Source organism: Streptomyces roseofulvus (assembly GCF_039534915.1).
Taxonomy (GTDB): domain Bacteria; phylum Actinomycetota; class Actinomycetes; order Streptomycetales; family Streptomycetaceae; genus Streptomyces; species Streptomyces roseofulvus.
In genome coordinates this window covers 3,449,830-3,463,909 of sequence record NZ_BAAAWE010000001.1, presented here as the reverse complement: position 1 = coordinate 3,463,909, position 14,080 = coordinate 3,449,830, and the positions used below count along the sequence as shown (strand labels likewise).

General features: G+C 73.6%; 11 protein-coding genes. 10 read left to right on the top strand and 1 reads right to left on the bottom strand.

Annotated features, from left to right (window positions below):
- Nucleotides 1-17 precede the first annotated feature (17 nt).
- From rsmI to ABFY03_RS15780, 6 genes are all read left to right on the top strand, one after another.
- The gene (rsmI, locus tag ABFY03_RS15805; RefSeq protein WP_346170165.1) at nucleotides 18-863 is read left to right on the top strand and encodes a 16S rRNA (cytidine(1402)-2'-O)-methyltransferase; all 846 of its coding nucleotides are present in this window, start codon (nucleotides 18-20) and stop codon (nucleotides 861-863) included.
- Between the two features lie 253 nt (nucleotides 864-1,116).
- On the top strand, nucleotides 1,117-1,536 hold the full coding sequence (locus tag ABFY03_RS15800) for a hypothetical protein (protein WP_319012727.1): 420 nt from the start codon (nucleotides 1,117-1,119) through the stop codon (nucleotides 1,534-1,536).
- A 43-nt stretch (nucleotides 1,537-1,579) separates the two neighbouring features.
- On the top strand, nucleotides 1,580-2,449 hold the full coding sequence (locus ABFY03_RS15795; RefSeq protein ID WP_346170164.1) for a TatD family hydrolase: 870 nt from the start codon (nucleotides 1,580-1,582) through the stop codon (nucleotides 2,447-2,449).
- A gap of 82 nt (nucleotides 2,450-2,531) precedes the next feature.
- Entirely contained in the window at nucleotides 2,532-3,797 is a 1,266-nt protein-coding gene (locus tag ABFY03_RS15790; RefSeq protein WP_319012725.1) for a resuscitation-promoting factor, read from the top strand.
- A 28-nt stretch (nucleotides 3,798-3,825) separates the two neighbouring features.
- Entirely contained in the window at nucleotides 3,826-4,710 is an 885-nt protein-coding gene (rsmA, locus tag ABFY03_RS15785) for a 16S rRNA (adenine(1518)-N(6)/adenine(1519)-N(6))-dimethyltransferase RsmA (RefSeq protein WP_319012723.1), read from the top strand.
- Nucleotides 4,707-5,603, top strand: coding sequence for a 4-(cytidine 5'-diphospho)-2-C-methyl-D-erythritol kinase (locus tag ABFY03_RS15780; protein WP_319012722.1), 897 nt, complete (start codon nucleotides 4,707-4,709; stop codon nucleotides 5,601-5,603). Before rsmA ends, ABFY03_RS15780 begins: the two co-directional genes overlap by 4 nt.
- Before the next feature lie 30 nt (nucleotides 5,604-5,633).
- Here ABFY03_RS15780 and ABFY03_RS15775 read toward each other — a convergent pair whose 3' ends face one another.
- On the bottom strand, nucleotides 5,634-6,602 hold the full coding sequence (locus tag ABFY03_RS15775; protein WP_319012721.1) for an SMP-30/gluconolactonase/LRE family protein: 969 nt from the start codon (nucleotides 6,600-6,602) through the stop codon (nucleotides 5,634-5,636).
- A gap of 265 nt (nucleotides 6,603-6,867) precedes the next feature.
- Here ABFY03_RS15775 and ABFY03_RS15770 point away from each other — a divergent pair, with 265 nt between their 5' ends.
- The 4 genes from ABFY03_RS15770 (at nucleotide 6,868) to ABFY03_RS15755 (ending at nucleotide 13,863) form a co-directional block, all read left to right on the top strand.
- On the top strand, nucleotides 6,868-8,151 hold the full coding sequence (locus ABFY03_RS15770) for an acyltransferase family protein (RefSeq protein WP_319012720.1): 1,284 nt from the start codon (nucleotides 6,868-6,870) through the stop codon (nucleotides 8,149-8,151).
- A gap of 75 nt (nucleotides 8,152-8,226) precedes the next feature.
- A complete protein-coding gene (locus tag ABFY03_RS15765; RefSeq protein WP_346170163.1) occupies nucleotides 8,227-10,032 on the top strand; it encodes an ABC-F family ATP-binding cassette domain-containing protein in 1,806 nt (601 codons plus the stop codon).
- Between the two features lie 112 nt (nucleotides 10,033-10,144).
- Nucleotides 10,145-12,010: an outer membrane protein assembly factor BamB family protein gene (locus tag ABFY03_RS15760; protein WP_319012718.1), complete on the top strand. Its 1,866-nt coding sequence runs from the start codon at nucleotides 10,145-10,147 to the stop codon at nucleotides 12,008-12,010.
- A complete protein-coding gene (locus tag ABFY03_RS15755; protein ID WP_346170162.1) occupies nucleotides 12,007-13,863 on the top strand; it encodes an outer membrane protein assembly factor BamB family protein in 1,857 nt (618 codons plus the stop codon). The genes ABFY03_RS15760 and ABFY03_RS15755 overlap by 4 nt, the downstream gene beginning before the upstream one ends.
- Nucleotides 13,864-14,080 lie beyond the last annotated feature (217 nt).

The following is a 14,080-nucleotide window of genomic DNA, read 5'->3' as shown; positions in this document are numbered from 1 at the left end:
CCTGGGAGGATGGGCGGGTGACAGGAACGCTGGTACTCGCAGGCACCCCCATCGGCGACATCGCGGACGCCCCGCCCCGGCTCGTCGCCGAGCTGGAGGGCGCGGACATCGTCGCGGCCGAGGACACCCGCCGGCTGCGGGGGCTGACCCGGGCGCTGGGCGTCCACACGACGGGGCGGGTCGTCTCCTACTTCGAGGGGAACGAGTCGGCCCGTACGCCGGAGCTGGTCGAGGCGCTGGCCGGCGGCGCGCGGGTGCTGCTCGTCACCGACGCGGGCATGCCGTCCGTCTCCGACCCCGGCTACCGGCTGGTCGCCGCCGCGGTCGAGGCGGACATCAAGGTGACGGCCGTGCCCGGCCCGTCCGCCGTGCTCACGGCGCTGGCGCTCTCCGGGCTGCCGGTGGACCGGTTCTGCTTCGAGGGCTTCCTGCCGCGGAAGGCCGGCGAACGGCTCGGCCGGCTGAAGGAGGTCGCCGCCGAGCGGCGCACCCTCGTCTACTTCGAGGCGCCGCACCGGCTCGACGACACGCTCGACGCGATGGCCGAGGTGTTCGGCGCCGAGCGCCGCGCCGCGGTCTGCCGCGAGCTGACCAAGAAGTACGAGGAAGTGAAGCGGGGCCCGCTCGGCGAGCTGGCCGCCTGGGCCAAGGAAGGGGTGCGCGGCGAGATCACGGTCGTCGTCGAGGGCGCCCCGGAGACCGGCCCGGAGGAACTCGACGCGGCCGAACTGGTCCGCCGCGTCCGCGTCCGCGAGGAGGCCGGCGAGCGCCGCAAGGAGGCGATCGCCGCGGTCGCCGCCGAAGCGGGCCTCCCCAAGCGCGAGGTCTTCGACGCGGTGGTGGCCGCCAAGCACACCCCCTGAGCCCCACGGGCCCCGGGCCCGGGGCCGCGTGCCCCGCGTGTCGGTCGGCGGGGCGGGGAAAGGGTTCGGGGAAACTCCGGGAAGGCTCTGGAATCGGTAAAGGGATAACCTTTAAGGCAAAGCCGAATCCGGCGCCGGGAGTCGTCACGGGGCGCTTGGCAAGGGAACGCCCAAAACCGCTCCATTCTTCTTTCCGTGCTGATGCGCTCCGGGCCGAAAAGGCGTCCACTGGACCCAGTGGAGAGGAGCTGGCATGAGCGAGACCACCGGCACCGGAACGCCCGTCGTGCACGAGGCGTACGCCTTCGCCTGTATGAGGTGCGGGTACGGCTGGGAGCAGTCCTACGACATAGAGCACCACACGGACGCGCGCGGTGAGGCGTTCGTCGTGTACAAGGCGGACGGCGAGCGGGTGCCCTCACCGCTCTCGAACCCGACCTGCATGAACTGCGGCGGCCACGTGGTGCGGATCATGCGCGCCGGCCAGGTGTCCACCGTCCTCGACCTGATCGCGTCGATGGAGCACCACGGGCGCGGGTCGAAGGAGGCCCGGCCCGTCGCGATGACCGGGCCGATCGGGCAGGAACTGACCCAGGGCGACGACGAGACGCCGCCGGTCCCGCACCACTGGCACCTCTCCGACCTGCTGCACCCCTTCCGCTCCCGCCGCTGAAACCACCGCGCGGACCCGCTCGCGGCCCTCGTACGATCGGACCATGAGTGCCAAGGACGCCCCGCCGCCGCTGCCCGAACCCCTCCTCGTGGAGGTCGCGGACTCGCACACGCATCTGGACATGCAGTCCGGGACGGTCGAGGAGGCGCTGACGAAGGCGGCGGCCGTCGGCGTGACGACGGTCGTGCAGGTCGGCTGCGACGTGAAGGGCTCCCGGTGGGCCGCCGAGACGGCCGAGCGGTACGCGAACGTGCACGCGGCCGTCGCCCTGCACCCGAACGAGGCCCCCAGGATCGTCCTGGGGGACCCCGACGGGTGGTCGCGGCAGGGGGCTCGGGACGCGGGCGGCGACGCGGCGCTCGATGACGCGCTCGCCGAGATCGACCGGCTCGCCGCCCTCCCGCACGTCCTCGGCGTCGGCGAGACCGGCCTCGACTTCTTCCGCACCGGCCCCGAGGGCATGGCCGCGCAGGAGCGTTCCTTCCGCGCCCACATCGAGATCGCCAAGCGGCACGGCAAGACCCTCGTCATCCACGACCGGGAGGCGCACGCCGACGTCCTGCGCGTCCTCGACGAGGAGGGCGCCCCCGAGCGGACCGTCTTCCACTGCTACTCCGGTGACGCCGCCATGGCGGAGATCTGCGCCGCCAAGGGCTACTACATGTCCTTCGCCGGCAACATGACCTTCAAGAACGCCCAGCCGCTGCGGGACGCGCTCGCCGTCGCGCCGCTGGACCTCGTCCTGGTCGAGACCGACGCGCCCTTCCTCACCCCGGCGCCGTTCCGCGGCCGCCCCAACGCCCCCTACCTCATCCCGGTCACCGTCCGGGCGATGGCGGAGGTCCGCGGCATCGACGAGAACGCGATGGCGGAGGCGCTCGCCGTCAACACCGCCCGCGCCTTCGACTACTGATGGTCACCGTCGCATAACGGTTACGTGTCGTAGTCGGGTCGCTGTGGAGCGTGACCGCGCCGGGGGCTAGGGTCCCGGCCTCGTGAGCACTTCCCAGGGCAGTCACCGCGCCGGACGGCGGGGGGCGGCGGCCACGCTGCCCGTCCACGAGCAGCCCACCCTCCTCGCCGTGGACCCCGCCGCCGCCTCCGTGCCCGCGCAGGGCCGGGCCGCCGCCCGCCGCGGCGCCCGGCGCCGCAAGCCCGCCCGCCCGGCCGGGGACGGGCTGCGCCGGCTCGTCCCGCAGGCCCTGGTCGTCGCCTTCCTGGCCGGCGGCACCACCGCCTTCGTCGCCGACGACAAGGCCGTCCGGCTCTCCGTCGACGGCGTTCCCCGCACCCTGCACACCTTCGCCGACGACGTCGACGAACTCCTCGCCGACGAGGGCCTGACCGTCGGCGCCCACGACCTCGTCGCCCCCGGCCCCGGCGAGGCGCTGGCCAGCGGCGACGAGATCGTCCTCCGGTACGGCCGGCCGGTCGCCCTCACCCTCGACGGCTACCGCCGCCAGGTGTGGACCACCGCCGACACCGTCGAGGGCGCCCTGCGCCAGCTCGGCGTCCGCGCCGAGGGCGCCCACCTGTCGGTCTCCCGCTCCGCCGCGATCTCCCGCACCGGCCTCGCCCTCGACGTCCGCACCGAACGCGCGGTCACCTTCCTCGCCGACGGGCGTGAGCGGACCGTCCGCACCAACGCCGCCACCGTCGCCGAGGCCCTCGACGAGGCCGGCATCACCCTCGGCGGCGAGGACACCACCTCCGTGCCCCGCGACGCCTTCCCGCGCGACGGGCAGACCATCACCGTGCTGCGGATCACCGGCTCCACGCAGACCCGCGAGGAGGCCGTCCCGTACGCCGTCGAGCGGATCCGCGACCCCGAGCTCTTCGCCGGCACCGAGGTCGTCGAGCGGCAGGGCGTCCCGGGCCTGCGCCGGGTCACGTACCACCTGCGCTCCGTCAACGGCGTCAAGCAGCGGCCCCGCCGCACCGGCGAGGAGCTCGTCCGCGAACCCGTCTCCCGCAAGGTCCGCGTCGGCACCCGCCGGCTGCCCACCTCCGTCGCCGGCGCCGACGGACTGAACTGGGGCGCGCTGGCCGCCTGCGAGTCCGGCGGCCGCCCGAACGCCGTCGACCCCTCGGGGACGTACGGCGGCCTCTACCAGTTCGACCCCGGCACGTGGCGCTCCCTCGGCGGCAGCGGCGTCGCCCAGAACGCGCCCGCCGCCGAGCAGACCTTCCGGGCGAAGAAGCTGTACGTGCAGCGCGGCGCGGGACCCTGGCCGCACTGCGGGCGCAGGCTTTTCCAGTGACGCGCCGGACAGGGCCTACGCTGTACCGGTGAGCACCACCACCGGCCCCGACGGCCCCGACGCCCTCCTCGGCCCCGCCGACATCCGTGAGCTGGCCGCCGCCCTCGGCGTGCGCCCCACGAAGCAGAAGGGCCAGAACTTCGTCATCGACGCCAACACCGTCCGGCGCATCGTCCGCACCGCCGGCGTGCGCCCGGACGACGTGGTCGTCGAGGTGGGGCCCGGACTCGGCTCCCTCACCCTGGCACTCCTGGAGGCCGCCGACCGGGTGACCGCCGTCGAGATCGACGACCTCCTGGCCGCCGCGCTGCCGGCGACGATCGCCGCCCGGATGCCGGAGCGGAAGGACCGCTTCGCGCTGGTCCACTCCGACGCCATGCTCGTCCAGGAGCTGCCGGGCCCGGCGCCGACCGCGCTCGTCGCCAACCTCCCGTACAACGTGGCCGTGCCCGTCCTGCTGCACATGCTCGACCGCTTCCCGACCATCGAGCGGACCCTCGTCATGGTCCAGGCCGAGGTCGCCGACCGGCTCGCCGCCGGACCGGGCAACAAGGTGTACGGGGTCCCCTCCGTCAAGGCGAACTGGTACGCCGAGGTCAAGCGCGCCGGGGCCATCGGCCGCAACGTCTTCTGGCCCGCGCCCAACGTCGACTCGGGCCTCGTCTCGCTCGTCCGCCGCACCGAGCCGATCGCCACCACCGCCACCAAGGCGGAGGTCTTCGCGGTCGTCGACGCGGCCTTCGCGCAGCGCCGCAAGACCCTGCGGGCCGCCCTCGCCGGCTGGGCCGGGTCGCCCGCCGCGGCGGAGCAGGCACTGGTGAAGGCGGGGATCTCGCCGCAGGCCCGCGGCGAGTCGCTGACCGTCGAGGAGTTCGCGCGGATCGCGGAGAACAAGCCGGAGGCGACGGCGTGAACGCGGTGACCGTACGCGTCCCGGCCAAGGTCAACGTCCAGCTCGCGGTGGGCGCGGCCCGCCCCGACGGCTTCCACGACCTGGCCAACGTCTTCCTCGCCGTCTCCCTGTACGACGAGGTGACCGCCACCCCCGCCGACGGCCTGACGATCACCTGCGAGGGCCCCGACGCGGACAAGGTCCCCCTCGACCGCACCAACCTGGCCGCCCGGGCCGCGGAACTCCTCGCCGCCCGGCACGGCCTCTCCCCGGACGTCCACCTCCACATCGCCAAGGCCATCCCGGTCGCCGGCGGCATGGCCGGCGGCAGCGCCGACGGCGCCGGCGCGCTGCTCGCCTGCGACGCGCTGTGGGGCCTGGACACCCCCCGCGAGGTCCTCCTGGAGATCTGCGCCGAGCTGGGCTCGGACGTCCCCTTCAGCCTGGTCGGCGGCGCCGCGCTCGGTGTCGGGCGCGGCGAGCGGCTGACGGAGCTGCCGGTCGGCGGGCCCTTCCACTGGGTCTTCGCGGTCGCCGACGGCGGGCTGTCGACCCCGGCGGTGTACGGCGAGTTCGACCGGCTCGCGGAGGGCGCCGAGATCCCGGAGCCCGCGGCCTCCCCGGTGCTCCTGGACGCGCTGGCCTCCGGCGACACCACGGCCCTGGCGGCCGCCCTGTCGAACGACCTCCAGGCCGCGGCGCTCTCCCTGCGCCCCTCGCTCGCCGCGACCCTCGCGGCCGGCACCGAGGCCGGCGCCCTGGCGGCCCTGGTGTCCGGCTCGGGCCCGACGACCGCGTTCCTGGTGAAGGACGCGGAGTCGGCGGACCAGGTGGCGAAGGCGCTGCGCGCCTCCGGCACCTGCCGGGCCACCCACACCGCCACCTCCCCGGCGCCGGGCGCGACGGTCCTCTAGCGCCCGGTCCTGCCGGGAGCCCGTTCCCGCCTAGAGCTTGTTCTTGGAGAGCGTGGCCAGGAGCAGGTTCGGGTCGGGGTCCAGCGTGTTGAAGAAGGCCGCGCTGTTCACGTAGACGGTCTTGTGGCGCACCGCGACGGAGGTCGGGTTGTCGAGCCCGTCCGCCGCGGTGAGCACGGTCTTGTGGGTGCCGTCGGGCCGGACGAGCTCCAGCCGGTCGGACATGATCAGCGCGGCGAGGACCGTGTCGCCGTGGCCGGTGAAGGCGAAGTCGTCGATGAAGTCGAGCCCGGTCGCCCGGGTCTCGACCGGCCCGGCGGTCAGGTCCTTCCGGACCGGGATCCGCAGCAGGGTCCCCCGGGCGGTGTTCGACACCCAGACGGCGCCGTCGTGGAGCTTGACGCCGTTGGCGCCGAACGGGACCTGGCCGGTGGGTTCGAGCGCGGCCCCGGTGGCCCAGACCGTGGGCTCGCCGCCGGTCACCGGCAGGCTCCACACCACGCCGAGCCGGGTGTCGGCCGTGTAGAGGGTGCCGCACTTCTCGTCGAGGGCGAGGCCGTTGGGAAAGGCGCCGGCCGGGAAGAAGCCGATCTGCTCCGGCGTGCCGCCGCCCGGCGGGACGCGCCAGACGCCGGTCTCCTTCGTGCCGGTCACGTAGGTGACGTACAGGGTGCCGTCGTGGGCGCGGGCGATGCCGAGGGCGACGGCCCCGCCGACGGGCGTCTGAGCGCCGGGCACGTCGGGCAGGGACGCGACGGGCGTCCTGACTCCCTCCCTGGTGACGCGGACGACCCGGTGCGCGCCGGCGAAGGTGATGTCGGCGGAGCCGTCGGGTTCGAGGGCGATGTTCTCCGCGTTCTCGCCCTCCGCGAAGAGGAAGTGGGCGACGACGCGGGGATCGGTGACGGTCGGGTCGCCGGCCGACGCGGGACCGGCGGCCAGCACGGCGAGGGCGACGGCGGCGCCGGCGACGGCCGCCGGACGTGGGTGTCTCGGCATGGATCTCTCCTCGGGGGTGGTGGGGGACCTGAGGAGAACATGACGGTGCGCGGGGCGGCCCTCCCCGCAGCCCCGGCCGCGAGGTCGCCCGCGGGGTGGACGGCGTGAGCCGGTTGGCAGGCGCGCGGGGGCGCGGGTGCGCGGGAGGCGGACGGGACGGCCGGGACGGAGGGTGCGCGGACGGGGCGCCGACGCCCCGTACTCAGACGCCGGTTGAGTATCCGCGCCCTGACGGGGCCCCGGGCCGGCGCGGGACCGTACCGGCATGGGAATCAGCGCGCGTGAGCTCGCCGCCGCCACCCCGGCGGCGCGCGACCGGTATGTGGACCTGCTGCGGGTCGTCTCGCTCGGCGTCGTCGTCCTCGGCCACTGGCTGATGGCGGCCGTCACCGCCGACGGGGTCGGGAACCTGCTCGCCGTCGTGCCCGGGCTCCAGGTGGTCACCTGGGTGCTCCAGGTGATGCCGGTCTTCTTCTTCGTGGGCGGCTTCGCGCACGCCCTGGCCCACCGCTCCCGCCCCGGCTACGCGGACTTCCTGCGGGCCCGGCTGCGCCGCCTGCTGCGGCCGACGATGGTCTTCGTCGGCGTGTGGGGCGCGGCGGCGCTGCTCCTCCAGGCCGCCGGCGCCGACGGCGGCCTGACCGGGGTGGCGCTGCGGCTGGTCACGCAGCCGCTCTGGTTCATCGGGATCTACCTGGCGATGGTCGCGTTCACGCCGCCGCTGCTGCGGGCGCACGAGCGGTACGGCTGGGGCGCCTTCGCGGGGCTCGCCGGGGCCGCCGTCCTCGTCGACGTGCTGCGGTTCGCCGCCGGCGTCCCCTACGTCGAGTTCCTGAACTTCGCCTTCGTCTGGCTGGCCGTGCACCAGCTGGGCTTCCTGCGCGCCGACGGCATGATCCGGCGCCCGGCGCTCCTCGCGGCGGCCGGGCTCGCGGGCGCGGGCCTGCTGGTGGCCCTCGGCCCGTACCCGCTGTCCATGGTGGGGATGCCCGGCGAGAAGGTGTCGAACATGGCGCCGCCGACGCTGGCCCTGCTCTGCCACGGCCTGTGGCTGATCGGCGCGGTGGAACTGCTGCGCGGCCCGGGGGCGCGGTTCGCGGCCCGGGCGCGGGTCTGGCGGGCGGTGGTCGCGGCGAACGGCATCGCGATGACCGCGTTCCTGTGGCACCTGACGGCGATGCTCGGCGTGTACGGCGGGATGCTGGCGCTCGGCGTACGGCTCCCGGCCCCGGCGACCGGCGCCTGGTGGGCGCAGCTGCCGCTCAGGCTCGCCGCGGCGGTCCTGCTGACGGCCCTGCTGGTGGCGGCCTTCCGCCGCTTCGAGGCCCCGTCGCCCGTGCCCCGCGCCGGCGGCTCCGGCCCGCTCGCCGCCCTCGGCATCGCGCTCGCCCTGCTGGGGATCCTGGGCCTGTCGATGACCGGTTTCGGGGGCCTCCTGGAGGGCCACACCGCGACCCTGGTGGCCGTCGAGCTGACCGCCCCGGCGGCGGTCGCGATGGCCCTGGCCGGCTGGTTCCTGGTGGACCGCCCGGGCCGGCCCCGGCCCTGACCTCGGCGGCGGGCCGCCGAGGGCCCCGGGGACGTACCCTGGTACGTCGATCGATCACCCCGCACTGGAGTCAACGTGGCCGTCAACCTGGTCAATGTCGAGAACGTCAGCAAGGTGTACGGCACCCGTGCCCTGCTCGACGGGGTCTCGCTCGGCGTGTCCGAGGGGGACCGGATCGGCGTCGTCGGGCGCAACGGCGACGGCAAGACCACCCTCATCCGGATGCTGGCGCGGCTGGAGGAGGCCGACACCGGCCGGGTCACGCACAGCGGCGGACTGCGGCTCGGGGTGCTCACCCAGCACGACTCGCTCGATCCGAAGGCCACCATCCGGCACGAGGTCATCGGCGTCATGGCCGACCACGAGTGGGCCGGCAGCGCCAAGATCCGCGACGTGCTCACCGGCCTCTTCGGCGGCCTCGACCTGCCCGGCTTCGAGAACGGCCTCGACACGGTCATCGGCCCGCTCTCCGGCGGCGAGCGCCGCCGCATCGCGCTCGCCAAGCTCCTCATCGAGGACCAGGACCTGATCGTCCTCGACGAGCCCACCAACCACCTCGACGTCGAGGGCATCGCCTGGCTCGCCGGCCACCTCCAGAACCGCCGCTCGGCGCTCGTCTGCGTCACCCACGACCGCTGGTTCCTCGACCAGGTCTGCACCCGCATGTGGGACGTGCAGCGCGGTGACGTGTACGAGTACGAGGGCGGCTACTCCGACTACGTCTTCGCCCGGGCCGAGCGGGAGCGGATCGCCGCCACCGAGGAGGTCAAGCGGCAGAACCTGGTCCGCAAGGAGCTGGCCTGGCTGCGCCGCGGCGCCCCCGCCCGGACCTCCAAGCCCCGCTTCCGCATCGAGGCCGCCAACGCGCTCATCGCGGACGTGCCGGAGCCCCGCGACTCCAGCGAGCTGATGAAGTTCGCCAACGCGCGGCTCGGCAAGACCGTCTTCGACCTGGAGGACGTGACCGTCACCGCCGGTCCCAAGACGCTCCTCCAGCACCTGACCTGGCAGCTCGGCCCCGGCGACCGCGTCGGACTCGTCGGCGTCAACGGCGCGGGCAAGACCTCACTCCTGCGGGCACTGGCGGATGCCGCCGTCTCCCAGGGCGAGAAGCAGCCGCCGGCCGGCCGGATCGTCGTCGGCAAGACCGTCCGGCTCGCCTACCTCTCGCAGGACGTCACCGAACTCCCCTCCCAGCTGCGCGTCCTGGAGGCCGTCCAGCAGATCCGCGACCGGGTCGACCTCGGCAAGGGCCGCGAGATGTCCGCCGGGCAGCTCTGCGAGCAGTTCGGCTTCGGCAAGGAGAAGCAGTGGACGCCGGTCGGCGACCTCTCCGGCGGCGAGCGCCGCCGCCTCCAGCTGCTGCGCCTCCTCATGGACGAGCCCAACGTCCTCTTCCTCGACGAGCCCACCAACGACCTCGACATCGAGACCCTGACCCAGCTGGAGGACCTCCTCGACGGCTGGCCCGGCTCCATGGTCGTCATCTCCCACGACCGCTTCTTCCTGGAGCGCACCACCGACCGCACCTTCGCCCTGCTCGGCGACCGGACGCTGCGGATGCTGCCGCGCGGCATCGACGAGTACCTGGAGCGGCGGCAGCGGATGATCGAGGCCGCCGCCCCGGCCCCGGCCGCCGCCGCGGCGCAGCCCGCCACGGGCCTCTCCGCCGCCGACGCCCGCGCCGCGAAGAAGGAGCTGCAGAAGGTCGAGCGGCAGATCGACAAGATCTCCGAGAAGGAGTCGAAGCTGCACGCGCAGATCGCCGAGAACGCGACGGATTTCGCGAAGGTCGCGAAGCTCGACGCCGAGTTGCGGGAACTTGCGGGAGAACGTGAAGAGTTGGAGATGCGCTGGCTGGAACTCGCCGAGAACGCATAACGACGGCATCACGGACCGGTCCTCCCTTGGGCACAAGGGATGGACCGGTCGCTTTTGCGCCACCCCGTGAGTGGTAGAAAGAAAACCCGCTCACAGCAAGGGGGAAGCGCTGATGACCCAGCCGCCCAGCAACCAGCCGCCGGGGGGCTTCGGAGCTCCCCAGGATCCGAACCAGGGCGGGATGCCGCCCGTCCCGCCGCAGATGCCGGCCCAGCCGCCGCAGATGCCGCCGACGCCGCCTCAGTCCCCGGCCCAGCCGCCCGCCCAGCCTCCGCAGGGCGCCCCGCAGGGCCAGCCCGGCTACGGCTACCCGCAGTCGGCGCCGCAGCCCGGTCCGTACGGCTACCCGCAGCAGCCGCAGCAGCCGGGCCCGTACGGCCAGCCGCAGCAGCAGCCGGGGCCGTACGGCCAGCAGCCCGGCCCGTACGGGCAGCAGGGCAACCCCTACGGGGGCTACCCGGGCCAGACCCAGCCGATGTACCCGGCCCCGGCCGCCCCGGCCGGCGGTTCCGGCGGCGGTGGCCCGTTCAAGAACCGCACCGCGCTCGTCGCGGCCGTCGCGGCGGCCGTCGTCGCCGTCGCCGCGGTCACCACCTGGGCCGTCGTCGGCAAGGGTGACGACGAGGACCCGAAGGTCGCCGCGCCGACCACCAGCGCGAGCACCGGCGCCACCATGGACCCGAAGCCGACCGAGTCCGCCGACCAGGGCGACGGCTCCGGCGACGGCGACACGGGCGGCGGCGAGGACGACCTCAACGCCGCCCGCCAGCCGGGCGAGGCGAAGGTCAACTTCCTCACCACCAACGACGTCGACCTGCCCCGCAACGGCTCCGAGGTCTTCGGTCCCTGGATCGTCGGCGACACCGTCGTCAAGGCCATGTACAAGGGCGTCGCCGGCTACAGCCTCGCCGACGGCAGCAAGAAGTGGTCGGTCGACGTGCCGTTCAAGCTGTGCGCCGCCCCGGCCCAGCCCGGCGCCAACGGCCTGATGGTCTTCGGGTACGAGGAGAGCGCCAAGGACGGCGCCAAGTGCACGATGCTCCAGCAGATCGACCTCAAGACCGGCAAGGCGGGCTGGAAGAAGGCCGTCCCGAAGCCGACCGGCCTCTTCGCCTTCTCCGACAACACCCTCGCCATCGGCGGCAACACGGTGACCGCGGCCGGCAGCAGCAGCGCCTACGGCTTCTCCCTCACCGACGGCCGCCAGGTCTTCACCGGCCCCACGGGCGACTGCAAGCCGTACGCCTACGCCGGCGACGCCACCCGCCTGATCGCGGCCAACCAGTGCCGCACCGCCGACGTGAGCAAGGAACAGCACACGGTCAGCGAGGTCGACCCGAACACCGGCAAGCCCAAGTGGACCTACAAGCTGGCCGCCACCTGGGAGGTCGACAAGGTCTACTCGGTGAACCCGCTGGTCGTCTCCGCCTTCCAGCGCGAGCAGAAGAAGTGGTCGATCGTCGCGCTCAACCCGAACGGCACCGTGCGCTCCACCATCGTGAGCAAGGACAAGTTCGCGCCGCGCTGTGGCGGCGGCTTCGTCATCTTCGGCCGCAACCTCCAGGGCTGCACGGGCGTCGCCGCCGCCGGCGACACCTTCTACATGGCGACCGACACCTCCTACGGCACCTCCAACGAGGTCGTCGCCTTCGACCTGAAGACCGGCAAGCCGAAGTGGCGTTCGAAGGCGCCCGAGGAGCAGCAGATGACGCCGCTGCGCATGGAGGGCGGCGAGGTCCTGGTCTACGTCGCGCCCAAGTACGACAAGGGCGGCGCGGTCGCGACGATCGCCCCGGCCGGCGGCGCGCCGAAGATCCTCCTCAAGCACCCGGTCTCGGTCGCGCAGATCGAGAGCGGCTTCTTCAGCGCCGGCTACGCCTACGGCAACGGCACGTTCGTGGTGGCGGCGGGTCGCGTCTCGGCCACCAACGACGCCGAGGAGAAGGAGACCAAGACGATGATGGGCTTCAGCAAGTGACCCAGCCGCCCCCGCCTCCGAACCAGCCGCCGAACCAGCCTCCGGGCGGTTTCCCGCCGCCGAACCAGCCCCCCGGCGGCTACCCGCCGCCGGCGGGCGGCTTCGGCGCCCCGCAGGGCCCGGCCCAGGGCCAGGGCGGCTTCGGCGCCCCGACGCCGCCGCCCCCGCCGCAGGGCCAGCCCGGTTACGGCTACCCGCAGGCGCCGCAGGCCCCGCAGCCCGGTTACGGCTACCCCGAGCAGCAGCCCCCGCAGCCTTACCAGCAGTCGGTACCGCCGCCGTACGGCTATCCGAACCAGCCCCAGCAGCCGTACGGCTACCCGACCGCGCCCCAGCAGCACGTCCCGGCCCCCGCGCCGGGCGGCGGGAAGAAGCTGTCGGCGCAGGCGCAGATCGTCATCGCGGCGGTCGTGGCCGTCGCGCTGATCGTCGGCGGCGGCATCTGGTACGCCAACTCCGGCGCGGACACGCCCCCGGACGCCAAGACCACGGGCGGCACCACCCAGTCCCCGAACGGGGGCGCCGACGGCGGCGGCTCCGGCGGTGGCGGCGGCAACGGCCTCGGCGGCAACGGCAAGGAGAAGCCGGGCGAGAAGACGAACGCCCGCCTCGCCTTCCGCGTCGACGTGCCGAAGGTGCCCGACACCACACCCGTCGACGGCTCCTGGATCACCGACAAGACCTTCGTGAAGACCGGCATCAACTCGGTCGTCGGCTACGACATCGACAAGGGCACGGTCGCCTGGACCATCCCGCTGCCCGGCCAGGTCTGCGGCGCGTCCCGGCACACGACCGCGGACCACAAGGTGCCGGTGCTCTTCGAGGAGAAGAAGCGCGTCGCGCCCCGCTACTACCAGAGCTGCAACCAGGTCGGCATGCTCGACCTGAACACCGGCAAGCTGCTCTGGTCCGCCTCCGTCAGCGGCGGCGGCGACGAGAAGGCCCGCTTCAGCGAGGTGACGCTCGGCGCCGGCACCGTGGCGGCCGGCGGCACCGACGGCGGCGCGGCCTTCGACGCGGCCACCGGCAAGGTGCTGTGGAAGCCGCAGTCCAACGACCAGAACTGCTACGACATGGGGTACGGCGGCGGCGCCGGTCTCGTCGCGGTCCGCAAGTGCGGCAAGTACGGTGCCCAGACGGTCACCGTGCAGAACCTGGACCCGAAGTCGGGCAAGCCCCTCTCGCAGTTCAAGATGCCCCAGGGCGTGGAGTACGCGTCGGTCGTCTCGTCCAAGCCGCTGGTGGTCGCGGCCAACGTCGGCGACGCCGCCGACGACGGCAGCAGCATCTCGGACTTCTTCTCCATCGACGAGAAGACCGGCAAGCTGCGGACCAAGATCACGGCCAACGCGGACCGCTACGCGGCCGAGTGCGGCTCCACCTCGGTCGAGGAGTGCTCTCAGGTCCTCGTCGGCGACGACCGGCTCTACCTGCCGACCGAGGAGCACGACGGCTCCACCGGCGAGTACGGCGACGAGACCAACGAGATCGTGGCCTTCAGCCTCGCCGACGGCAAGATGGCGCCGGAGAAGGCCGACGCGGGCGACGGCTACGTGCTGATGCCGCTGCGCATGGACGGCGGTGACCTCATCGCGTACAAGGTGCCCCCGTACGACAAGGGCGGGCAGCTCGTCTCCGTCCACGCGGGCACCATGAAGTCGACGCTGCTCCTGGAGACCCCGTCGGACAAGGCGAACCGGTCCATCGAGACCAGCTTCTCGATCACCGGCGCCGAACTCCTTTACGGAGACGGCCGGTTCTTCATCTCGGGCACCTACGCCAACAAGCCGAGGGAGTCCGGCTCGACGCTCGACAAGAAGTACCTCGCGGTCTCGTTCAGCACCAGGGGCTGACGTCCGCGACCCACGCGAAGGGCCTCCCCGGAGTACGTACCGGGGAGGCCCTTCGTCGCGTCCGGGCCGGCAGGGCGACGGTGCCACGCCGCAGGCGCGGGGGTGCCGTCCGGCGCGTGTGAGGTGATCACGCCGGACATCCCCCTTTCGGGGCGCGGAGGTTGGCGGACCGTGGGGCGGGGGAGCGTGTAGCTTGCCGGGTCAGAGGTGCCGGGGT